This is a genomic window from Pseudocitrobacter faecalis (assembly GCF_965231525.1).
Lineage (GTDB): Bacteria > Pseudomonadota > Gammaproteobacteria > Enterobacterales > Enterobacteriaceae > Pseudocitrobacter > Pseudocitrobacter faecalis.
In genome coordinates, this window is record NZ_CBDDNJ010000002.1 from 4,382,695 (window position 1) to 4,406,403 (window position 23,709).

Genomic DNA, 23,709 nt, shown 5'->3' on the forward strand with positions numbered 1-23,709 from the left:
AGGTATCCTGTGTTCGGCATATAACGTTGCGTTCGGCAACTCGATAGCGACAAGAATACGGCGGTGTGAAAGCGGGATAAACGGTGATTAGGGCAAATGACTATTGCGTTTTTGTTCATAAACGCCAGAAATTGCCCCACAGAGAACAAAAATTCGCGGCAACATCAGCCCTTGCGGTCCGGGCCAATCCCTTGCTGCATCACGGCCAGGGCATTATTCACGATGATGTCCGTCGTCAGCAGAGCGAGGCGTTCATCGTTACGCATGCGTGAAAAAGGCACTAACACCAAACTTAATAAAGACGTAAACAGTAATTCCGCTGTCAGATGTGGGTTTATTTTCCCTTCCTGCTGCCAGCGTTTCACGGAGGCCAGCGTCTGCTGATAACGCTCCTCGCCAAAACGCGCGTTAAGATGCTGGCGCAGCACCGGCATTTCACCAATCACCTCCTGCATCCACAATGGCGCAAACCATTCGTAGCGTGCGGCAAGCTCCGCGAGGGTCTTAACCATTTCAGTCAACGCGGTAACCGGATCATCAGGATGCGCGGCAAAAATCGCCGTGATCTCACTACACAGCGGCAAGAAACGCTCTTCAATCACCACATCCAGCAATTGTTCTCGCGAATTGAAATAGTAATGCAGCATGGCGGGCGTCACGCCAGCCTCGCGGGCGATCGCATTCAATGATGTATGGCCGATGCCCTGCTGCGAAAAGAGCCGCAGCGCAATATCAAGCAGATGCTCGCGGTTATCGCCGCTCGGTTTACTGCCGCGCGGGCGGCCCGGCTTACGTACTTTTAGGCTTTTTCCGTTGTCTTTTTGTGCCGTCATAAATAGGTGATCTCTTGACCGGTGGAGCATCTTCCATAAATATTAATTATACAGTTAATTAATTTCAAATGAGCACACTATGGAGTCCGATACCGTGACTCAACAAACGTCATCATCACAAGCGGGCGCGCCTTCTATCCGCCTGCTGTTCAGCGCATTGCTGCTGGTGATGCTGCTCTCCGCGCTCGATCAGACGATTGTCTCGACCGCGCTGCCAACCATTGTTGGCGAGCTGGGCGGGCTGGATAAACTCTCCTGGGTCGTCACGGCGTACATTCTGACCTCCACAATTGTGGTGCCATTGTACGGAAAATTTGGCGATCTGTTTGGCCGTAAGCGGGTTCTCCAGGTTGCTATCGTGCTGTTTCTGGTCGGTTCCGCACTGTGTGGTTTAGCGCAGAATATGACGCAACTGGTTCTGATGCGCGCCCTTCAGGGGCTTGGCGGCGGCGGGCTGATGGTGATCAGCATGGCAGCGGTAGCGGATGTCATTCCCCCCGCCGAACGCGGACGTTATCAGGGTTTATTTGGCGGCGTGTTCGGCCTGGCGACAGTTATTGGCCCGCTAATTGGCGGCTTTATCGTTCAGCACGCGTCATGGCGCTGGATTTTCTACATCAACATCCCGCTGGGGCTGTTCGCCCTTTTGGTGATCGGCGCGGTCTTCCACGCCAACACCAAGCGTAACCAGCATGAGATTGACTGGCTGGGCGCGATTTATCTGACCATGGCGCTGGTATGCATCATTTTATTCACCACCGAAGGCGGCACAGTTCGCCCGTGGAGCGACCCGCAGCTGTGGTGCATTCTCGCCTTTGGCCTGGTGGGCATTGCCGGGTTTATCTATGAAGAGCGGCTGGCGTGGGAGCCGATTATTCCCCTTTCGCTGTTCCGCAACCGCAGCTTCCTGCTGTGCAGCTTGATTGGCTTTATCATCGGCATGTCGCTGTTTGGCTCGGTGACGTTCCTGCCGCTCTATTTACAGGTGGTCAAAGAGGCGACGCCGACGCAGGCGGGCTTGCAGTTGATTCCGCTGATGGGCGGGCTGCTGCTGACCTCCATCATTAGCGGGCGCATTATCAGCCGCACCGGGAAGTATCGCCTGTTCCCGATCCTCGGCACGCTGCTGGGCACGTTGGGCATGGTATTGCTGACGCGCATTACCATTACCTCCCCGACCTGGCATCTTTATCTTTTTACCGGCGTGCTGGGGATGGGGTTAGGGCTGGTGATGCAGGTGCTGGTGCTGGCGGTACAGAACACCGTCGCGCCGAATCTATACGGCGTAGCCACTTCCGGCGTGACGCTGTTCCGCTCGATTGGCGGCTCCATTGGCGTGGCGCTGTTTGGCGCGGTGTTTACCTCCGTATTGCAGTCAAACCTGACGCGTCTGCTGCCGGAAGGTGCGGAAGTGCCGCGCAATATGAACCCGGCCACCATCCATCATCTTCCCGATGCGGTGCGCACGGATTATCTGGATGCCTTTGGCTCGGCCATCCACGCGGCATTTATTATGGCAGCGTGCATTATGGTGCTGGCGTTTGTGCTGTCGTGGTTACTGAAGGAAGCGCCGTTGAAAACACGGCATGAGTAGTGTGCGCCCTCATCCCGGCCCTCTCCCACAGGGAGAGGGAGAAAACCAGCACAGAACATTAACACGCATGCGATCGGTTCCCTCTCCTGTGGGAGAGGGTTAGGGTGAGGGCAACTCCCGCACCCAATTAATATTCTTATGATGCCCTATCTATGTAATAACTTTTTTAATTACATAAACCCTATTTCCTCCATTATTTTTATTCTTACCCCCGTTAAATTCACAAAATCTTCTTTTTTCCTCCATTATTTTTTGTACGAAACAGACAGAAAAAAAACAGTGCCAGAAAATACTTTCCATTGGTCATTATCGACGTATAATGAGCCAAAATGAGAACGATCGTTCTCATTGTTTCAAAACGTGGAGAAATGCATGACCAGCAAACTGGAAGCCCGACAGAAAGCACGGCAAGACGACATCATTGCCGCCGCACGCCGCTGCTTTCGCAACAGTGGTTTCCACGCGGCCAGCATGTCGCAAATCGCCACGGAAGCGAAGCTCAGTGTCGGGCAAATCTACCGCTACTTCGCCAATAAAGACGCCATTATTGAAGAACTTATCCGCCGCATCATCGACTACCGCATTGCCGAGATGGAAGGGAAAACGCACACCACCCTGATCCCGCATCTGCTCGCCTACCGCGTCACGCTGAGCGAAGATGACGATGCGTTAATGCTGGAAATGTCTGCTGAAGCCACGCGCAATCCGCAGGTCGCCGTCTGGCTTGCCGAAGCGGACGAACGCATGTTCAACAATGCCTGCGCCAATCTGCAAAAACAGCATCCTCATCTCAGTGCCGAGCGTGTGCGCTGCTGTGTTGAATTGATTGCTGTGATGATGGAAGGCTCAATTTATCGTCGGTTAACGCCACAAAAAGTTGACCCGAAACCGTTAGAAAAAATCTATCAGGAAATTATAAATATGCTTATCACTGCTAAGTAATTTAATCCTGTAATTAGCGGGGAAATTAACTTCCCCTTTTTTATCATTTCCGGGTAACCGGCGATGCGGATTCGTTCACCCTTAAATCCTCGCAATCTATTTGCGAGGAGGACGTCATTCACCTTGAGAAAAAAGATGAAATACATCACAACCACACTTGCCGCATTATTTCTCCTGAGCGGATGCGATAATGCGCAAACATCAGCGCCTCAGCGTCCGGAGCAGGAAGTCGGTGTCGTCACATTAAAAAGCCAACCCGTTTCCGTGGTCAGCGAGCTGACCGGGCGTACTGCCGCTGCAATGAGCGCCGAAGTGCGTCCGCAGGTCACCGGCATCATCCAGAAACGGCTTTTTAATGAAGGCGATAACGTTAAAGCCGGGCAGGCGCTGTATCAGATTGAGCCCGACAGTTTCCGCGCCGCGTACAACGAAGCCGCCGCCGCGCTGAAACAGGCGCAGGCGCTGGTGACCGCGGATTGCTCAAAAGCGCAACGTTATGCGCAACTGGTGAAAGAGAACGGTGTGTCGCGCCAGGATGCGGACGACGCGGCATCAACCTGCGCGCAGGACAAAGCCAGCGTTGAGTCGAAAAAAGCGGCGCTGGAGAGTGCACGTATCAATCTGAACTGGACCACCATTACCGCGCCGATTGCCGGGCGTATTGGTATTTCTTCCGTGACGCCGGGCGCGCTGGTCTCTGCCGAGCAAACCACCGCACTGGCGACCATTCGCGGCCTCGATACCATGTACGTTGACCTCACCCGCTCAAGCGTCGATCTTCTGCGCCTGCGCAAACAATCACTTGCCACCAACAGCGACACCATGAATGTGGCGCTGATTCTGGAAGATGGCTCAACCTACAGTGAGAAAGGCCGTCTGGCGCTGACCGAAGTGGCAGTCGATGAGTCGACCGGTTCTGTCACTCTGCGCGCTGTATTCCCGAACCCGAAACAGCAGCTTCTGCCCGGGATGTTTGTCCGCGCCAAAGTGGATGAAGGCATCATGAACGATGCGATCCTCGCTCCGCAGCAGGGCGTTACCCGCGATGCGAAGGGCGTAGCCACAGCTCTTGTGGTCAGCGCGGATAACAAAGTGGAACAACGTGAGCTGGAAACCGGCGACACCTATGGCGATAAATGGCTGGTGCTAGACGGCCTGAAAGCGGGCGATAAATTGATTGTCGAAGGCTCCGCAAAAGTGACGTCCGGACAACAGGTAAAACCCGTTGAAGTGAAAACTAACGGAGGAAACGCCTGATGTTTTCCAGCTTCTTCGTGCGTCGCCCGGTCTTTGCCTGGGTTATCGCTATTCTGATTATGCTGGCGGGGATGCTGGCTATCAAAACGCTGCCGGTCGCGCAGTACCCGGACGTTGCGCCGCCGTCGATTAAAATCTCTGCCACCTATACCGGTGCATCGGCACAAACGCTGGAGAACAGCGTGACCCAGGTTATCGAACAGCAACTTACCGGGCTGGATAACCTGCTTTATTTCACCTCCACCAGCAGTTCCGATGGCTCGGTAAGCATTAACGTGACTTTCGAGCAGGGAACCGACCCGGATACCGCACAAGTTCAGGTACAGAACAAAGTGCAGCAGGCGGAATCACGCCTGCCAAGCGAGGTTCAGCAGGCGGGCGTAACGGTGGTGAAATCCCAGAGCAACTTCCTGCTCATTATGGGTGTTTACGATAAAACCGATAAAGCCAGCAGCTCGGATATCGCCGACTGGCTGGTGAGCAATATGCAGGACCCGATGGCCCGTCTCAACGGCGTGGGTAGCCTGCAGGTGTTCGGTGCGGAATACGCGATGCGCATCTGGATGGACCCGGCGAAACTAGCGTCCTACTCCCTGATGCCATCGGATGTGCAGACGGCGATTGAAGCGCAGAACGTGCAGGTTTCCGCCGGTAAAATCGGTGCATTACCGTCACCGGATACGCAGCAACTGACCGCCACCGTGCGCGCACAGTCGCGCCTGCAAACGGTCGATCAGTTCAAAAATATTATCGTCAAAAGCCAGTCTAACGGCGCAGTGGTGCGCATCGGCGACGTGGCGCGCGTGGAAATGGGCAGTGAGGACTACACCGCCGTTGCCAAACTGAACGGTCACCCGGCAGCCGGGATGGCGGTGATGCTGGCGCCGGGCGCAAACGCCCTGAGTACCGCCACGCTGGTGAAAGAGAAAATCAACGAGTACAAGCGCAATATGCCGCAGGGCTATGACGTTGCGTACCCGAAAGACAGCACCGAGTTTATTAAAATCTCCGTCGAGGACGTGGTACAAACGCTGTTCGAAGCCATTATCCTCGTGGTCTGCGTGATGTATCTGTTCCTGCAAAACATCCGCGCGACGCTGATTCCGGCGCTGGCAGTGCCCGTCGTTCTGCTCGGTACCTTTGGCGTGCTGGCGCTGTTCGGTTACTCCATCAACACCCTGACGCTGTTTGCGATGGTGCTCGCCATCGGGCTTCTGGTGGATGACGCCATCGTGGTGGTGGAAAACGTCGAGCGAATAATGCGCGACGAAGGGCTCCCCGCCCGCGAAGCCACGGAAAAATCGATGGGTGAAATCTCCGGGGCGCTGGTTGCCATCGCGCTGGTGCTCTCGGCGGTATTCCTGCCAATGGCCTTCTTTGGCGGTTCAACCGGGGTAATTTATCGTCAGTTCTCGGTCACCATTATTTCGGCGATGATGCTCTCGGTGGTGGTGGCGTTGACCCTAACGCCTGCGCTTTGCGGCTCGATTTTGCGTCACACTCCGCCACATAAAAAAGGCTTCTTCGGGGCATTTAACCGCTTCTATGGTTCGACCGAACGCAAATACAAACACAAAGTGCTCAACACGCTAGGCCGCTCCGGGCGGGTGATGGTGGTGTACCTGGTGATTTGTGGCGGCATGGCGCTGGCGATGTGGAAACTGCCTGGCAGCTTCCTGCCTACCGAGGATCAGGGCGAAGTCATGGTGCAGTACACGCTGCCTGCGGGCGCAACCAATTCACGCACCGCTGAAGTGAGTAAGCAGGTCTCCGACTGGTTCCTCAATAACGAGAAAGACAACACCAACGTTATCTTCACCATTAATGGTTTCAGCTTCAGCGGCAGCGGGCAGAACGCCGGGATGGCCTTCGTCTCGCTGAAAAACTGGTCCGAACGTAAGGGTGCGGAAAACACCGCCCAGGCCATTGCTCTGCGCGCCACTCAGCAACTGGGGACGATACGTGATGCAACGCTTTTCGCCATGACACCGCCGTCGGTGGATGGTCTGGGCCAGAGTAACGGTTTTACCTTCGAACTGATGGCGAGCGGCGGCACCGATCGCGCGGAACTGCTGAAGATGCGTGAGGAACTGATCGGCAAAGCCAATCAGGACGCTACGCTGCACGCCGTTCGCGCTAACGATATGCCACAAACGCCACAGTTGCAGGTTGATATCGACAACAACAAAGCGGTATCGCTGGGCCTGTCTTTAAGCGATGTCACCTCGACGCTTTCCAGCGCCTGGGGCGGCACGTATGTGAATGACTTTATCGACCGCGGTCGCGTGAAAAAAGTCTATATCCAGGGCGAGAGTGATTCCCGCTCGGCGCCATCCGATCTGGGTAAATGGTTCGTGCGCGGCAGCGATGACAGCATGACGCCGTTCTCCGCTTTCGCCACCACACGCTGGGAATACGGCCCGGAAAGCCTGGTGCGTTACAACGGTGCCGCCGCCTATGAAATTCAGGGCGAAAATGCCACTGGTTCCAGTTCCGGTACAGCGATGACCACCATGGAAACGCTGGCCAACAATCTGCCTGCGGGTTCCACCTGGGCCTGGAGCGGGTTGTCATTGCAGGAAAAACTGGCGAGTGGTCAGGCGCTGAGTCTGTATGCCATCTCCATTCTGGTGGTATTCCTGTGCCTGGCTGCATTGTATGAGAGCTGGTCGGTGCCGATTTCGGTCATCATGGTTATCCCACTCGGCCTGCTGGGTGCAGCGCTGGCGGCATGGATGCGCGGCTTAAGTAACGACGTTTACTTCCAGGTGGCACTGCTGACCACTATCGGGCTGTCATCGAAGAACGCCATTTTGATTGTCGAGTTTGCCGAAGCGGCAGTTAACGAGGGCTATTCCCTTTCGCGTGCCGCGCTGCGAGCGGCACAAACGCGTTTGCGCCCGATCATCATGACCTCGCTGGCGTTCGTCGCCGGGGTAACGCCGCTGGCCATTGCCACCGGGGCTGGCGCGAACAGCCGTATTGCCATCGGCACCGGGATTATCGGCGGTACGTTGACCGCAACGCTGCTGGCGATTTTCTTTGTTCCATTATTCTTTGTGCTGGTGAAACGCCTGTTCGCCGGTAAACGCCGTCAGGGGTAAGTTATGTTTCGTCTCTCTGTTTTATTTATTGCCTTCCTGAGCGTCGGCTGTGTGTCACTCGATCCAAACTATCAACGCCCCGACGCGCCCGTCCCGGCAACGCTGCCAGGCACGCAGGGCCAGGCGACGGCAGTGATCGGTAACTGGCAGCAGGTAGTGAAAGATGCCCGCCTGAACAAAGTGGTGAGCATGGCACTGAACAGCAACCGCGATGTACAAAAAGCGATTGCTGATATCGATGCCGCGCGGGCTCAGTATGGCGAAACCCGCGCCTCGCTGTTCCCGACGGTGGATGCGGAATTAAGCGGCAGCCGTAGCCGTACGCTGGCGAACGGCGTGGCGACCTCGACACAGGCCGATGGCGCGGTATCCAGCTTTGAGCTGGATCTTTTTGGTCGCAACCAGAGTCTTTCCCGCGCCGCGCGGGAAACCTGGCTTGCCAGCGAATACACCGCACAGAACACGCGTCTTACCATGATTTCCGAACTCACCACCGCGTGGGTAACGCTGGCCGCCGATAACAGTAATCTGGCGCTGGCGCAGCAGACGATGAACAGCGCGGCAGATTCGCTGAAGATAGTGAAACGCCAGATGGACGTCGGCACTGCCGCCGCGACGGATGTCAGTTCCGCGATGAGCGTGTATCAGCAGGCGCGCGCCAGCGTTGCCAGTTATCAGACGCTGGTGATGCAGGATAAAAATGCCATCAACCTGCTGGCCGGGCAAACGGTGCCGGATGCCCTGCTGCCGGGCACGCTGGAGAGTTTAGGCGATAACACGATTACGCTGGTACCGGCGGGCGTTTCCTCCTCCTTGCTACTCAACCGCCCGGATATTCAGGAAGCTGAACATAACCTGCTGAGCGCTAATGCCAATATCGGTGCGGCGCGGGCGAATTTCTTCCCGACAATTTCACTGACCGCAAGCGCGGGCGTAGGCAGCGATTCGCTCTCTTCACTGTTCAGTCATGGCATGAAAGTGTGGTCGTTTGCGCCGTCCATCACCCTGCCACTGTTTACCGGCGGCAGCAACATGGCGCAGCTTCGCTATGCGGAAGCGGAGAAAAAAGGGTTAATTGCGACCTATGAGAAAACGATTCAGAGCGCGTTTAAAGATGTCGCCGATGTGCTTGCGCGTCGCCAGACGTTGAGTGAAGAGCTGGACGCCCAGCGCCAGTATGTTGCCGCCGAACAGCAGACGCTGGATATCGCGATGAAACGTTACCAGGCGGGAAGCAGCGATTACCTGACGGTGCTGACCGCCCAACGTACATTGTGGTCGGCGCAGCAGTCGTTGATTGCGCTGCAACAGACCGAGCTGGATAACCGCATTACGTTGTGGCAGTCGCTGGGGGGTGGGGCCACCCTCACCCCGCCCTCTCCCTGAGGGAGAGGGAGAAAAGTAACACCGTGCACAATCGGTCCCCTCTCCCTGAGAGAGAGGGTTAGGGTGAGGGGGTAAACAGCCCCCCACAATCATAAAAAGGAGCTTCTATGTCGCGCATCGCCCCCTCATGGGTGCTGACGCTGGGCCTGCTGACCGCCATCGGCCCACTCTGTACTGACTTTTACCTGCCCGCATTGCCGGAAATCACCGACCAGCTTCGCGCAACCGGCACACAAACGCAGCTTTCACTGACTGCTGCGCTAATCGGTCTCGGTCTCGGCCAGTTGTTCTTCGGCCCGTTAAGCGACCGTATTGGCCGCAAAAAGCCACTGGCACTCTCACTGCTGCTGTTTATCTTCTCTTCCGCGATGTGTGCGATGACCCTAGATATTCACCTGCTGATTGGCTGGCGCTTCTTGCAAGGCTTCGCCGGAGCGGGCGGTTCTGTATTGTCGCGCTCCATCGCCCGTGACCGTTATCAGGGTGCGATGCTGACGCAATTTTTCGCCCTGCTGATGACCGTCAACGGTATTGCGCCGGTGATTTCGCCAGTGATCGGCGGCTACATCATCACCGCATTTAACTGGCGTATTCTCTTCTGGTGTATGGCCGGCATCGGCGTTGTTCTGCTGCTGTTAAGCCAGTGGGTACTGCACGAAACGTTACCGGCCAAAAGTACCACCGTCAGCCAGGAAACGCGCAACACGCCGCTGCTGAAAAACCGCCGCTTCCTGCGCTACTGCCTGATTCAGGCCTTTATGATGGCCGGGCTGTTTTCATACATCGGCTCCTCATCGTTCGTGATTCAGAGCGAGTACAGCATGAGCGCCATGCAGTTTAGCCTGCTGTTCGGCCTGAACGGCATTGGCCTGATTATCGCCGCGCTGATTTTCTCGAAGCTTTCTCACCGCGTGGCTGCCGAAGTGCTGTTACGTCGTGGATTGCTGCTGGCGGTCGCCTGCGCAGGCATTACGCTGCTACTGGCCTGGCTGCATCTTGCTATTCCTGCGCTGGTTGGCCTGTTCTTTACCGTCTCGTTTATGAGTGGGATCAGTACGGTATCCGGTTCTGAAGCGATGAGCGCGGTCAGCAGCGAACAATCGGGCACAGCCTCGGCGTTGATGGGCACGCTGATGTTTGTCTGCGGCGGCATTGCTGCTCCGCTTGCCGGTCTGGGTGGCGAAACCATGCTCAAAATGACTCTCGCCATGGCAATTTCCTACGCCATCGCGCTCTTCTTTTCTCTCTGCAAAGTCCGGTAAAATTCACTGCGGTAATAAAATATTCCAAATTTATTACCGCAGTAAGTCACTACCCATCTGCACCCCCTCTTATTCGCCAGGCTTTAATCGTGATACCCTTCACACGAAAGGAATAAAAAATTCCTTATACTGACCGCCACTGACGAAGACGAGGCCACTATGAGTATCGACCTGAGCAAACTGCTGACCGAGCGCCGCAACGCCAACAGTACCAATATTGACACCCTCTCCACCGAAGAGATGCTGGCGGTAATCAACCGCGAAGATCAGCTGGTTGCTCACGCAATCACACCTTATCTGCCGCAGATTGCCCAACTGGTTGACGCCGTCGCGGCGGCCTTCCAGAAAGGTGGTCGCCTGATTTACAGCGGTGCAGGCACCTCTGGCCGTCTCGGTATTCTTGATGCCAGCGAATGCCCACCGACATTTGGCACCCGCCCGGAACAGGTCGTTGGCCTGATTGCTGGCGGCCATAAAGCGATTCTCAGCGCCGTTGAGAACTCAGAAGATAACGTTGCTCAGGGTGCGGAAGATCTGAAAGCACTGAACTTTACGGCCAATGATGTGCTGGTCGGAATCGCCGCCAGCGGCCGCACGCCGTACGTCATTGGCGCGATGAACTACGCCAAAAGCGTGGGCGCTCTGGTCGCAACCATTACCTGCAACCCGCACGGTGACATGGCGCAGCTGGCCGATATCGCCATTACCCCGGTTGTCGGCCCGGAAGTGGTGACCGGCTCAACCCGCCTGAAAGCAGGTACCGCGCAGAAACTGGTGCTGAACATGATTACCACCGGCGCGATGATTCGCAGCGGCAAGGTCTACAGCAACCTGATGGTCGATGTGGAAGCCACTAACGCCAAGCTGATTGAGCGCCAGGTGTCCATCGTGATGGAAGCAACCGAGTGTGACCGCGAAACCGCCGTCAATGCGCTAAACGCCTGCCATCGCCACTGCAAAACCGCCATCGTGATGGTGCTGGCAAACCTCAGCGCTGACGAGGCCACTACGCTGCTGGCCGATAACAACGGCTATATCCGCAAGGCGTTACAGCAAGGCTAAACGGCCTGGAGAACAGATTGAATGGCGAAAATAAATAAAGAGATGATAGCCCGTCTCCTCTCCCTGGTGGGGGGAGCCGGAAACGTCGTTCAGGCCGGGAACTGTATGACCCGACTGCGCTTAACGCTACGCAATGAAGAACTGGCTGATATTGGCAACATTCGTCTGGTGGACGGTGTGCTGGGCGTAGTGGTCAGCGAAGAGCAGTTCCAGATAATCCTCGGCCCCGGCAGAGCACAAACCGCTGCCGAGATGATGAATGCGCTGCTGGAAGATTCGCCCACGGCGGAACCGTCATTGGCTGACGTTGCCAGCGAAAAGAAAAAAGCGCTAAAAGAGAAGCAAACCAGCGGAATTCAGAAGTTTTTGGCGAAGTTCGCCACCATTTTCACCCCGTTAATCCCTGGGTTTATTGCCGTGGGCCTGCTGCTTGGCTTTGCCACGCTGGCGGAACAGATGTTCGTGTTGAAAAGCGCCCATCCGAACGCCACGCTGGTGGAAGTGATCGGCTATATGAAGATTTTTAGCAAGGGAATGTTCACCTTCCTGAGTATCCTCATTGGCTACAACACGCAAAAAGCGTTCGGCGGTTCGGGCGTAAACGGCGCGATTATCGCCTCGCTGTTTGTGCTGGGCTATAACCCGGAAGCGACAGTTGGGTTTTATTCCGGCATCACGCAGTTCTTCGGTCACGATATCGACCCGCGCGGCAACATTATTGGCGTGCTGATCGCGGCGATTCTGGGCGCATGGGTGGAACGGCGGGTACGCAGCATCATGCCCGCCAACCTTGATATGATCCTCACCTCCGCGATTACGCTGCTGATTATGGGCGCGGTCACCTTTGTGGTGATTATGCCGCTCGGCGGTTACCTGTTCACCGGTATGTCCTGGCTGTTCCTGCATCTCAACGGCAACCCGTTCGGCTCTGCGGTGCTGGCCGGGTTGTTCCTGCTGGCGGTCATGTTTGGCGTGCATCAGGGTTTCGTGCCGGTGTACTTCGCGCTGATGGATGCCCAGGGCTTCAACTCGTTGTTCACCATTTTGTCGATGGCGGGCGCAGGTCAGGTCGGCGCGGCGCTGGCGCTTTACTTCCGCGCGAAGCAGGGCGCACTGCTGCGTACCCAGATTAAAGGGGCGATAATTCCCGGTCTGCTGGGTGTCGGCGAACCGTTGATCTACGGCGTCACGCTGCCACGCATGAAGCCCTTCATCACCGCCTGTTTTGGCGGCGCGTGCGGCGGCTTCTTCATCGGCCTGGTGGCGTGGATGGGCCTGCCCGTCGGTTTGAACACCGTATTTGGCCCGTCGGGGCTGGTAGCGTTGCCGCTGATGACCTCCAACAGCGGTATCTACGCCGGAATGGCGGTGTATGCGGCGGGTCTTGCCGTGGCGTACTTCTTCGGCTTCCTGCTCACCTGGCTGTTCGGCAGTAAAAACGTCGACCTCAGTTAATCCTCCCGCCCCCGGCCAGCGCTGGGGGCTTCTATTTCCGCATGCTATGATTCTCGTCTGATAAAAATAAAGACGAGAACAACAACATGGGATCCACCAGAAGAGGGATGATGAACGTCCTTATCGCCGCCGTGCTGTGGGGCAGTTCAGGGGTATGCGCGCAGTACATCATGGAACAAAGCCAGATGTCCTCGCAGTTTTTAACTATGACGCGCCTGCTATTCGCGGGACTGATTCTGCTGACACTCTCTTTCGTACATGGCGACCGCATCTTCCGCATTATGAAAAACCGTAAAGACGCGCTTAGCCTGCTGTTCTTCACCCTGGTAGGCGCCCTGACGGTGCAACTGTCATTTCTGATGACCATCGAAAAATCCAACGCCGCCACCGCGACAGTGCTGCAATTCCTGGCCCCGACGATCATCGTGGCGTGGTTCTCGCTGGTGCGTAAATCCCGCCCCGGCATGCTGGTGTTTGCCGCTATCGGCACCTCATTAATCGGTACGTTTTTGCTGGTCACCCACGGAAACCCGACATCACTGTCTATCTCCGGCGGCGCGCTGTTCTGGGGGATTGTCTCTGCCTTTACGGCGGCGTTCTACACCACGTACCCGTCACAGCTGATTGCGCGTTATGGCACGCTACCGATTGTCGGCTGGAGCATGCTCATCGGCGGCGCGGTGCTGCTGCCGTTCTACGCAGGCCAGGGCGAGAGCTTTACGCTTTCCGGCAACGTGGTGCTGGCATTCTTCTATCTGGTGGTGATTGGCACCTCGCTGACCTTTAGCCTCTATCTGAAAGGCGCGCAGATGATTGGCGGTCCGCGAGCCAGCATTCTGAGTTGTGCCGAACCACTGAGTAGCGCATTCCTGTCGCTGCTTCTGCTGGGCATCACCTTCACCCTGCCGGACTGGCTGGGCACGTTGCTGATCCTCTCCTCGGTTGTCCTGATTTCGCTGGATTCTCGCCGTCGCAGTACGCCGGTTGAGCGTCACTAAATTGTCCCTATTCGCCAGCAACACATATAGTTAAGGGGAATGAATTCCCGATAAGGATATGAGCATGAAAATGATACCGGTGCTATTTTCTCTGGCGGCCTGTCTGGCTGCCTCCGGCGCGGCATATGCCGACTCGCCGATGGAAGGGCTTAAGTTTGAGCAGCAAAAGCGGCAAGTGATTGAGGACGTGAAGAAGAACTGTGCCCCGGCGGGCGCGGTGTCGGACGATCAATTTGCGAATCTGGTGCTGGCGACGGAAGAGAATCGTCTGCGCGTGCGGGAAGCGACGCTGGCGCTGGAACGTAATGATGCCGAGCGCTACGCCGCCGCCGTGAAGCAGGTACAGTGTCCAAAAGCGGAGTGATTTCCCGATAATGAAGGCCGGATACGCGCACCACCCTCCGGCCATTCTCCTTAATTCACTTTCACCTTCGTCGCCACCAGCGTGGCCGTCAGCAGCATCAGGCAGGCGGAAATCGCCAGCGGTGACAGCACGCCGAAATGGTCCAGCGCGACGCCGCCCAGCGCCGCCCCGCAGGTGTTAGCGAACTGGATCACCGCCACCTGAATAGATCCCGCTTTTTCTGCCTGATCGGAGAGCGAGCGGGTGATCCACGTTGACCAACCGACCGGCACCATCGCGAAGGCGAAGCCCCAAATAATCGCTACCGCAGACGCGACAACCGGCGAATTCCCCCAGAAAATCAGCGCCAGCGCGCTGAGCATCAGGACAAAGGGCGCGCAGGCCAGCGTGCCTTTTACCGAGCGTTTCAGAACGGCAGAAGAGAGCGAGGTACCGACAAAGCTGGCAATGCCAAAGCTCAACAGCACCAGCGTCAGGCCATCCACGCTAAAGCCTGCCAGCGTGGTATAGACCGGGCGTATATAGGTGAAGAAAGAGAACTGGGCGACGAACACCAAAAAAATGGCGCTCATGCCCGCCAGCACGCCGGGGCGCTTCATCAGGCTGAACATGTTTTGCTGCTGATGCGCCGCTTCGCCAGGCAGCGAGGGCAGCGCTTTAATCACCCACACTATGCACAGCGCGCCCATTAACGCCGCGCCGTTAAACACATTTCGCCAGCCAATTATTCCGCCGAGGAAACTGCCGAGCGGAGCGGCGATCACCAGGGCTATCGACACTGCGCCAAAAATCACCGACAGCGCTTTTGGCACCACGCGCATTGGCACCAGGCGAATCGTCAATGACGCCGACATCGCCCAGAAACCGCCCAGCGCCAGACCCAGGCAGGCGCGCCCCAGCAGCAACAGAGCAAAACTATTGGCAAACGACACCAGCAGGCAGGAGAGTGTCAGCAGTACCGCAAACATCATCACCACGTAGCGGCGATCGGTGCGACCAATGATGTGAGTGATAAACAGGCTGGAGAACATCGCCACAAACGCGGTCATGGTGACCGACTGCCCCGCCAGGCCCTCAGAGATGCCCAGATCCTGCGCCATGGGCGTCAGCAAGCTGACGGGCAAAAACTCAACGGTTATCAGGCAGGCCACGCAAAAAGCCACCGCAAAAACCGCCGACCAGTTCGGTCGCACGACAGCGTCTTTCGGTTGTGAGGAAGTGTACGGTTCAGTCATTAAGTCACCAGGCATTGGTTATCGTGCGGGAAAGTTGCGCAGTGTAACATCCTGAGTGTGACGTATTTAACGTTTTGACAACTATTTGGGGGGAGTATGGGGGATTGTGAGGAATTGTGCGCGCTGATGCCCTCACCCCGGCCCTCTCCCACAGGGAGAGGGAGAAAACCGCACGGATTTCATCTCTCGCGGCGCATCAATGCAGCCACCGAACCCCATCTTCATCGTGGAATAACGCGTTGTAACGAATCTGAAACGCGTTCAGTTCCCCGGCATTGGGTTCCAGCTCACGCATAAACCCTAACGCCAGCCGAACCTGTGCATCGGTAATCGGCGCCGCCAGACGCGATTTTTGCAGCAGGCGATGCCAGCGATGCATGCTCTCGTCACTGCTGTCGACAATAAACACCTGCCAAATCAGCAGCATCTGCGCGGCATTCTGCAAATGCGCTTCGTTCGGGCGCTCAAGATAGTGCAGATACTCGTTACCGGGCACCTTCCCCAGTTGATCGATCATCGATTCTATCGGCATCGGCGTAATGCCCATGCGTTCACTCAAACGACGAATCGCCCGGCGTGGGCCGGATGTCATCACCCGAAAACCCACCACAAACACGACCACCAGCGTCGCCAGCATTATCCAGATCATGTGCCCTCACAATGTCGTTCAACCCCGACATCATAAAGCGTATTTCAGCGCTGTCGACTGTCAGATGAGTTACTGAAAAAACACCGCAATCTTATTAAACATCGTCGGGTCAGACTGGTTACGCTGCACTTTCACCACGTCCTCCAGCTTGTCTATCTGACTCATCATCTGCTCAAGCCGCTGGTCATCGTTGACCAGTAGCCAGATATGGCTTTGATCGCTGTCCTGAATCGGTAGGCAAAGGATGCCTTCGACGTTAAACGCGCGACGGGCAAACAGGCCGCAGACGTGGGTCATGACGCCCGGGTGGTTGCGAACGGTGAGTTCAAGAATGACGTTATCGTGTGCTGTGTTTTGCATGGCTTATTCCCCCACCATTTCAGTATTCGCCGCGCCCGGCGGTACCATTGGATACACTTTTTCCTGCGGGTCGATACGCACGTGGATCAGCGCCGGGCCCGGTCGGTTAATAATTGCCTGCAGCGCGCCCTGCGGATCGGTTTCGCTGTTTAAGTCGCAGGTTGCCAGGCCGAAACCAGCGGCAATTTGCATAAAGTTGATCATCCCCGGATAGGTCGCCGCGAACACGCCCTGTTTGTAGAACAGGCTCTGCTGTTGATGAACAAGGCCCAGCGCTTCGTTATTCATCAGAATGATTTTCACATCCAGCTGATTTTCCGCCGCCGTCGCCATCTCCTGAATGTTCATCATCAAACTGCCATCGCCAGAAAAGCACAGTACTTTGCGATCCGGATTCGCCAGCGCTGCACCAACCGCCGCAGGCAAGCCGAAGCCCATTGTGCCCAGGCCGCCGGAAGTCAGCCACTGACGCGGGCGATTGAGCGGGTACGCCTGGGCAGTCCACATCTGGTGCTGGCCTACGTCGGTGGCGATAATCGCGTCGTCGTTCACGCAGGCGGCAACGGCGTTGATCAGGCCATAATGGCTTAACGGATCGGTCGCTTGTGGGATGGCACACGGGAATTCCTGTTGTAGTTCAGCGACTTTCCCGCGCCATTCGTTACGCGGCTGTGCGTCAATCTGCGGTAACAGTTGCGCCAGAACATCATCAACATCGGCCTGAATGGCTACGTGGGCTTGCTTGATTTTCCCCAGCTCGGCGCGATCGATATCAACATGAATAATCTTCGCGTTCGGGCAGAACTCAGCCACTTTCCCCGTTGCCCGGTCATCAAAACGTGCACCTAAAACAATCAATAAATCAGACTGTTGCAGAATAAAGTTGGTGCTGCGCGCACCGTGCATCCCCAGCATACCTAATGACAGCGGGTGCGCTTTTGGCAGCATGCCCAACGCCATCAGGGTCATGGTGGTCGGCAAATTCGCTTTCTCAGCCAGCTCGCGTACGCGTTCAGGCGCATTGATTACCCCGCCCCCCAGATACAGTACCGGACGCTGCGCGGCATTGATCATTGCGGCGGCTTCACGCACGCTCTCGGCGCTGAATTCAGGCGTTGGCGCACGGTCGCCGGGCTCTGGCAGTTCACTCAGTTCGATTTCAGCGGTCTGCACATCCTTAGGAATGTCTATCCACACCGGGCCTGGGCGGCCAGACTGCGCAATGCGGAAGGCATCCGCGATAACCTGCGGTAATTCCGTGATGTTGCGAACTAAATAGTTGTGTTTGGTGATGGGGATAGAAATGCCGTAGGTATCGACTTCCTGGAACGCATCGGTGCCGATTAATGAGGAGGCCACCTGGCCTGTGATACACACTAACGGAATCGAGTCGAGACGCGCGTCGGCGATGGCGGTCACCAGGTTGGTGGCACCCGGCCCGCTACAGGCCATGCACACCGCCGGTTTCCCCGCCGTGCGCGCCATGCCCTGCGCAATAAATCCCGCGCCCTGCTCGTGACGCGCGAGTATATGGCGTATCTGCTTACTTTGGCTTAATGCATCATACAGCGGCAGCACGGTGCCGCCGGGAATGCCGGTCACCATGGTGATCCCCTGACGTTCCAGCAGATGGACGATCAGTTCTGCGCCGGTAAAGCGTCTGGTCTGTGATGTTGTGCCCGAACTTGCCATGCTCCAGTCCTTTTATTCTGAGCCGACTTTCCGGGGAGGGTCATTAAACGAAAAACCCCGCCCGGTTTGCGCCGGCGGGGTTTTGGAATCGTGTGTTGATCCGGACCCTACGGCGCATTGCCGACGACCACCACCACACGCACGACGACCACCGCGGCTGGTAGCGCGGTTTTTAGTAGGGTCGACGTCATCATGGAAGGAGTCATTAGGGGCCTGTTTATCAATTCATCAAGTGAATTTATACAAACACAGGTTTTGGATGCTGGCAACGGAAAAAAATTCATCTGCGTAAAAATGTCTGCGCGATCACACTCCAGAGCCATGTAGAGACTGGCAAGATTAGTTGCCGTCAGCGTCTATAAATCCTGCCTGGCCGCTACAAATCATTCACATATATGATGGTTAAATTGTCATCTTGATATGGTAGATTCCACCCGCATTTAGGGTAATAAGCAGCAGCTTATTCTTATATTTTCTTTTTTTATAAAATATCAGAGAAATGAAAAGCCAAAGAAACGTCACTATCTTACTGATGCTGGTGTTGCTGGTTGCCGTCGGACAGATGGCGCAAACCATATATATTCCTGCAATTGCTGATATGGCACGCGATCTCAACGTTCGCGAGGGCGCGGTGCAAAGCGTCATGGCAGCCTATCTGCTGACCTATGGCGTTTCGCAGCTCTTCTATGGCCCACTATCTGACCGCGTCGGGCGTCGTCCGGTGATCCTGGTTGGGATGTCGATTTTTATGCTGGCGACGGTTGTCGCCATGTCCACCAGCGATCTGACGGTGCTGATTGCCGCCAGCGCGTTACAGGGAATGGGCACCGGCGTGGGCGGCGTAATGGCGCGTACTCTGCCGCGTGACCTGTACGAAGGCAGCCAGCTTCGCCACGCTAACAGCCTGTTGAATATGGGGATTCTGGTGAGCCCTCTGCTCGCGCCACTGATTGGCGGGCTGCTTGATACGGCCTGGAACTGGCGTGCGTGCTACGGCTTCCTGCTGACCCTGTGCGTGATTGTCACCTTCAGCATGGCGCGCTGGATGCCAGAAACGCGCCCTGCTGGTGCACCGAAAACGCGGCTTATCAGCAACTATAAAACGCTTTTTGGCAGCGGCGCGTTCAACTGCTATCTGCTGATGCTGATTGGCGGGCTGGCGGGCATTGCGGTGTTTGAAGCCTGCTCTGGCGTGCTGATGGGCGCGGTGCTTGGCCTGAACAGCATGGTGGTGAGTATTCTGTTTATTCTGCCGATCCCGGCGGCATTCTTTGGCGCCTGGTTTGCCGGGCGTCCGAATAAACGTTTTTCAACGCTGATGTGGCAGTCGGTGATGAGTTGCCTGGTCGCGGGGCTGATGATGTGGATACCGGGCCTGTTCGGCGTAATGACCGTCTGGACGCTGCTGGTGCCTGCCGCTCTCTTCTTCTTCGGCGCGGGGATGCTTTTCCCGCTGGCGACCAGCGGTGCAATGGAGCCCTTCCCGTTCCTCGCCGGTACTGCGGGTGCGCTGGTCGGCGGCTTGCAGAACATTGGTTCCGGCGTGTTAGCGTGGCTTTCCGCGATGATGCCGCAAACCGGTCAGGCCAGCCTCGGTCTGTTAATGACGCTGATGGGCCTGCTGATTTTCCTCTGTTGGCTACCGCTGGCTTCACGCTTTCATCAACATCAGCAGCCGGTGTAGGCCGCCTGCTCCTGCAACCAGCCAATAAACGCCTCGATTTTCGGCCACTGACGGCCAGGCAGCGTGGTGACATAATAGTGCTGATGACATTTCAGCGTCATGTCGCCGAAGGGAGCCACTAGCTCCCCGCTGTCGAGGCGTTTTTGTACCAGCCTTTTGCGCCCCATCGCCACGCCAATATGATTCATGGCAGCAATCACCGCTAAATCGGAACGATCGAAGCCAATGCCCGATGATGTCGGCAGATTCACTGCAAAATGCTGCGCCCAGCTGTGCCATTCATCGGTGCCCGAGTCGTTGCTCCACGCCTGCCTGTCGTGCAGCAATGTGCAATGCGGCAGATTTATCAGCCGTCCATTCAGATCAAAACGCCGTGCGTAGTCGGGGCTACACACCGGCAAAATTTCTTCATCCATCAAAAAATGATGCGTGAGCTGCGTCGACGGCGCATCATCGAAGTAAATCGCCAGGTCGATGCCCGCCCGCTGTAAATTAACGTTGTCATTCCCGGTGAGCATAGTCAGCGAAATCGATGGATAACGGCGAGTGAAATCCCCCAACGCAGGTACCAGCCAGCACTGTGCAATGGACGGACGCGAATAAACCGTCAGCGTGCCGGAGAGCTCCTGGTTTTTGATGTCCAGAATCTCCTGATTCAGCGTATCCAGCGACGATTTCAGCGCCCAGAACACCCGTTTACCTTCATGCGTCAATTCAACCTTACGGTGCGAACGGACAAACAACTGAATGCCCAGTTCCTCTTCCAGTTGGTTAATGCGGTGACTGACGGCGCTGGGACTCAGCGACAGCTCATCTGCCGCCAGCGCAAAAGACTGATGCCTCGCCGCAACCTCAAAAGTGTAAAGCTTCGATAACTGCCAGCCGTTCAGCAGCCGGTTTCGCACATCGCGCAAGGGATCCATAACCACCTCATTAAACCCAAACAATGCTTATCAGTGTAAAAAAACAGGCTGCAAAAATCAGCGCAAGGGTGAACCAAAGTGAACCATCTCGCAATTTAGCCTCATTATTCGACATAAATCACCACCTTGATTCAATCTGGCTCATGTGAAAGGCCAAATACATCGTTTGTCAGGCCATGTCCATTTTCTGTCCAATAGGGGCAGGTTAATCACAGGGCAAGGTGAGATATGCACTCTCAAATATGGGTTGTGAGCACGCTGCTGATAAGCATCGTGTTGATCGTTTTGACCATCGTGAAGTTTAAATTCCACCCGTTTCTGGCGCTGCTGTTAGCCAGCTTCTTCGTGGGCGCGATGATGGGCATGGGCCCGCTGGATATGGTGAATGCCGTGGAAAGCGGGATTGGCGGCACGCTGGGCTTCCTGGCCGCCGTTATCGGCCTGGGCACCATTCTGGGCAAAATGATGGAAGTCTCTGGTGCGGCAGAACGCATTGGGCTGACGCTTCAGCGCTGCCGCTGGCTCTCTGCTGACGTCATTATGGTGCTGGTGGGGCTGATTTGCGGGATTACGCTGTTCGTGGAAGTGGGTGTCGTGCTGCTGATCCCACTGGCGTTTTCCATCGCCAAAAAAACCAATACGTCGCTGTTAAAGCTGGCGATTCCGCTGTGTACCGCATTGATGGCCGTTCACTGCGTAGTGCCGCCGCACCCGGCTGCGCTGTTTGTGGCGAATAAATTGGGCGCGGATCTGGGTACAGTTATCGTCTACGGCCTGCTGGTTGGGCTGATGGCCTCGCTTATCGGCGGCCCGCTGTACCTGAAATTCCTCGGTAATCGTCTGCCCTTTAAGGCCGTACCGGCCGAGTTTTCCGACCTTGAAGTCCGCGACGAAAAAACACTGCCGTCACTTGGCGCAACGCTGTTTACCGTTCTGCTGCCAATTGGCCTGATGCTGGTAAAAACCGTCGCTGAGTTAAACATGGAAAAAGGCAGTACGCTTTACACGCTGCTGGAATTTATCGGCAACCCGATTACCGCCATGTTCATCGCCGTGTTTGTAGCCTATTACATCCTTGGCCTGCGTCAACATATCGGCATGAGCACCCTGCTGACCCACACGGAGAACGGTTTCGGTTCTATCGCCAACATTCTGCTGATTATCGGTGCGGGCGGGGCGTTCAACGCTATCCTCAAAAGCAGCGGCCTGGCCGATACGCTGGCGCTTATCCTCTCCAACATGCATATGCACCCGATTCTGCTGGCGTGGCTGGTGGCGTTGATTCTGCATGCGGCGGTCGGTTCCGCCACGGTGGCGATGATGGGCGCAACGGCGATTGTCGCCCCGATGCTGCCGCTTTACCCGAACGTGAGCCCGGAGATCATCGCCATTGCTATTGGTTCTGGCGCAATTGGCTGCACGATCGTCACCGATTCCCTCTTCTGGCTGGTGAAACAGTATTGCGGCGCGACCCTTAACGAAACGTTCAAATACTATACAACGGCGACATTTATTGCCTCCGTCGTTGCACTGGCATGCACATTCCTGCTTTCCTTTATCATCTAAGCGCAAAGAGACGTACTATGGAAAACATTCAAAAACTCATCGCTCAATATCCTTTAGTGGACGACCTGGTCGCGCTCAAAGAGACCACCTGGTTTAACCCCGGCACCACGTCTCTTGCGGAAGGTTTACCCTATGTTGGCCTGACGGAACAAGACGTTAAGGCCGCTCACGACCGTCTGACACGTTTCGCACCCTATCTGGCAAAAGCGTTTCCGGAAACGGCCGCAACCGGCGGGATTATTGAATCTGACGTGGTGGCGATCCCCGCCATGCAACAGCGTCTGGAACAGCAATTTGGCCAGAAAATGAGCGGTGAACTCCTGCTCAAAAAAGACAGCCATTTGCCGATTTCTGGTTCGATTAAAGCCCGTGGTGGCATCTATGAAGTGCTGACGCATGCGGAAAAACTGGCGCTGGAAGCCGGCCTGCTGAGCACCGAAGACGACTACAGCGTTTTACTCTCACCGGAGTTCAAACAGTTCTTCAGCCAGTACAGCATTGCGGTGGGCTCAACCGGCAATCTGGGGTTGTCGATCGGTATCATGAGCGCCCGCATCGGTTTTAAGGTTACCGTGCATATGTCCGCCGACGCCCGCGCCTGGAAAAAAGCGAAGCTGCGTAGCCATGGCGTAACGGTGGTCGAGTACGAAGAAGATTATGGCGTGGCGGTTGAACAGGGGCGCAAAGCGGCGGAGTCAGACCCGAACTGCTTCTTTATCGACGATGAAAACTCACGCACGCTGTTCCTCGGCTATGCCGTCGCCGGGCAGCGCCTGAAAGCGCAGTTTACTCAGCAGGGGCGCGTTGTCGATGCCGAGCATCCGCTGTTTGTCTATCTGCCTTGCGGCGTGGGCGGCGGCCCTGGCGGCGTGGCCTTTGGTCTGAAGCTGGCTTTCGGCGATAACGTGCACTGCTTCTTTGCTGAGCCCACGCACTCGCCGTGCATGCTGCTGGGCGTGCACACCGGCCTGCACGATGCGATTTCCGTTCAGGACATTGGCATTGATAACCTGACGGCGGCAGACGGGCTGGCGGTTGGCCGCGCATCCGGTTTCGTAGGCCGCGCGATGGAACGCTTGCTCGACGGGCTTTATACGCTCGACGATCAAACGATGTACGACATGCTGGGCTGGCTGGCGCAGGAAGAGAATATCCGCCTGGAGCCCTCGGCGCTGGCGGGCATGGCCGGGCCGCAGCGCGTTTGCGCGTCCACCGCGTATCAGCAAATGCACGGTTTCAGCGCCGAACAACTGAAGCACGCCACCCATCTGGTATGGGCGACGGGCGGCGGCATGGTGCCGGAAGCAGAGATGGCGCAGTATCTGGCGAAAGGGCATTAAACC

At 56.3% G+C, this 23,709-nt stretch carries 20 protein-coding genes; 13 read left to right on the forward strand and 7 right to left on the reverse strand.

What is annotated here, in order from left to right:
* Positions 1–164: 164 nt before the first annotated feature.
* Positions 165–833 carry a TetR/AcrR family transcriptional regulator gene (locus ACOXYR_RS21195; RefSeq protein WP_421356073.1) on the reverse strand — a complete coding sequence of 223 codons (669 nt, stop codon included), beginning with the start codon at positions 831–833 and terminating at the stop codon, positions 165–167.
* Between the two features lie 79 nt (positions 834–912).
* Between ACOXYR_RS21195 and ACOXYR_RS21200 the strand changes: the two genes are divergently transcribed.
* From ACOXYR_RS21200 to ACOXYR_RS21245, 10 genes are all read left to right on the forward strand, one after another.
* Positions 913–2,427: an MDR family MFS transporter gene (locus tag ACOXYR_RS21200; RefSeq protein ID WP_113859089.1), complete on the forward strand. Its 1,515-nt coding sequence runs from the start codon at positions 913–915 to the stop codon at positions 2,425–2,427.
* 372 nt (positions 2,428–2,799) lie between these two features.
* A complete protein-coding gene (locus ACOXYR_RS21205; protein ID WP_108476297.1) occupies positions 2,800–3,369 on the forward strand; it encodes a TetR/AcrR family transcriptional regulator in 570 nt (189 codons plus the stop codon).
* Positions 3,370–3,504: 135 nt separating this feature from the next.
* On the forward strand, positions 3,505–4,626 hold the full coding sequence (locus ACOXYR_RS21210) for an efflux RND transporter periplasmic adaptor subunit (RefSeq protein WP_415728728.1): 1,122 nt from the start codon (positions 3,505–3,507) through the stop codon (positions 4,624–4,626).
* A complete protein-coding gene (locus ACOXYR_RS21215) occupies positions 4,626–7,730 on the forward strand; it encodes an efflux RND transporter permease subunit (RefSeq protein ID WP_113859091.1) in 3,105 nt (1,034 codons plus the stop codon). The genes ACOXYR_RS21210 and ACOXYR_RS21215 overlap by 1 nt, the downstream gene beginning before the upstream one ends.
* Before the next feature lie 3 nt (positions 7,731–7,733).
* Entirely contained in the window at positions 7,734–9,116 is a 1,383-nt protein-coding gene (locus ACOXYR_RS21220; protein WP_421356072.1) for an efflux transporter outer membrane subunit, read from the forward strand.
* A gap of 107 nt (positions 9,117–9,223) precedes the next feature.
* Positions 9,224–10,378, forward strand: coding sequence for a multidrug effflux MFS transporter (locus ACOXYR_RS21225; RefSeq protein WP_421356071.1), 1,155 nt, complete (start codon positions 9,224–9,226; stop codon positions 10,376–10,378).
* A gap of 159 nt (positions 10,379–10,537) precedes the next feature.
* Positions 10,538–11,440 (forward strand): N-acetylmuramic acid 6-phosphate etherase, encoded by a 903-nt coding sequence (gene murQ, locus ACOXYR_RS21230; protein WP_108476292.1) that lies wholly within the window; start codon positions 10,538–10,540, stop codon positions 11,438–11,440.
* Positions 11,441–11,461: 21 nt separating this feature from the next.
* Positions 11,462–12,895: a PTS N-acetylmuramic acid transporter subunit IIBC gene (murP, locus tag ACOXYR_RS21235; protein WP_189624437.1), complete on the forward strand. Its 1,434-nt coding sequence runs from the start codon at positions 11,462–11,464 to the stop codon at positions 12,893–12,895.
* 86 nt (positions 12,896–12,981) lie between these two features.
* The gene (locus ACOXYR_RS21240) at positions 12,982–13,893 is read left to right on the forward strand and encodes a carboxylate/amino acid/amine transporter (RefSeq protein WP_421356070.1); all 912 of its coding nucleotides are present in this window, start codon (positions 12,982–12,984) and stop codon (positions 13,891–13,893) included.
* Between the two features lie 64 nt (positions 13,894–13,957).
* Positions 13,958–14,257 (forward strand): YicS family protein, encoded by a 300-nt coding sequence (locus tag ACOXYR_RS21245; protein WP_108476290.1) that lies wholly within the window; start codon positions 13,958–13,960, stop codon positions 14,255–14,257.
* Between the two features lie 50 nt (positions 14,258–14,307).
* Here ACOXYR_RS21245 and nepI read toward each other — a convergent pair whose 3' ends face one another.
* The 5 genes from nepI to ivbL all read right to left on the reverse strand — a co-directional run bounded on the left by nepI (position 14,308) and on the right by ivbL (position 18,399).
* Positions 14,308–15,492 (reverse strand): purine ribonucleoside efflux pump NepI, encoded by a 1,185-nt coding sequence (gene nepI / locus ACOXYR_RS21250; RefSeq protein WP_407731826.1) that lies wholly within the window; start codon positions 15,490–15,492, stop codon positions 14,308–14,310.
* Between the two features lie 196 nt (positions 15,493–15,688).
* Complete coding sequence (locus tag ACOXYR_RS21255; protein ID WP_108476288.1) at positions 15,689–16,141, reverse strand: DUF1198 family protein; 453 nt, start codon at positions 16,139–16,141, stop codon at positions 15,689–15,691.
* Positions 16,142–16,210: 69 nt separating this feature from the next.
* On the reverse strand, positions 16,211–16,501 hold the full coding sequence (gene ilvN, locus ACOXYR_RS21260; RefSeq protein WP_015343952.1) for an acetolactate synthase small subunit: 291 nt from the start codon (positions 16,499–16,501) through the stop codon (positions 16,211–16,213).
* Positions 16,502–16,504: 3 nt separating this feature from the next.
* Positions 16,505–18,193, reverse strand: coding sequence for an acetolactate synthase large subunit (gene ilvB / locus ACOXYR_RS21265; protein ID WP_421356069.1), 1,689 nt, complete (start codon positions 18,191–18,193; stop codon positions 16,505–16,507).
* A 107-nt stretch (positions 18,194–18,300) separates the two neighbouring features.
* Positions 18,301–18,399 carry an ilvB operon leader peptide IvbL gene (ivbL, locus tag ACOXYR_RS21270; protein WP_072277096.1) on the reverse strand — a complete coding sequence of 33 codons (99 nt, stop codon included), beginning with the start codon at positions 18,397–18,399 and terminating at the stop codon, positions 18,301–18,303.
* Positions 18,400–18,692: 293 nt separating this feature from the next.
* Between ivbL and emrD the strand changes: the two genes are divergently transcribed.
* Positions 18,693–19,877: a multidrug efflux MFS transporter EmrD gene (gene emrD, locus ACOXYR_RS21275; protein WP_108476281.1), complete on the forward strand. Its 1,185-nt coding sequence runs from the start codon at positions 18,693–18,695 to the stop codon at positions 19,875–19,877.
* Here the strand turns inward: emrD and dsdC are convergent.
* Positions 19,862–20,800 (reverse strand): DNA-binding transcriptional regulator DsdC, encoded by a 939-nt coding sequence (gene dsdC, locus ACOXYR_RS21280; RefSeq protein ID WP_421356068.1) that lies wholly within the window; start codon positions 20,798–20,800, stop codon positions 19,862–19,864. The genes emrD and dsdC overlap by 16 nt on opposite strands.
* A 228-nt stretch (positions 20,801–21,028) precedes the next feature.
* Here dsdC and dsdX point away from each other — a divergent pair, with 228 nt between their 5' ends.
* Positions 21,029–22,366 carry a D-serine transporter DsdX gene (dsdX, locus tag ACOXYR_RS21285; RefSeq protein WP_421356067.1) on the forward strand — a complete coding sequence of 446 codons (1,338 nt, stop codon included), beginning with the start codon at positions 21,029–21,031 and terminating at the stop codon, positions 22,364–22,366.
* Positions 22,367–22,383: 17 nt separating this feature from the next.
* The gene (gene dsdA, locus ACOXYR_RS21290) at positions 22,384–23,706 is read left to right on the forward strand and encodes a D-serine ammonia-lyase (RefSeq protein WP_421356066.1); all 1,323 of its coding nucleotides are present in this window, start codon (positions 22,384–22,386) and stop codon (positions 23,704–23,706) included.
* The last annotated feature ends 3 nt before the right edge of the window (positions 23,707–23,709 follow it).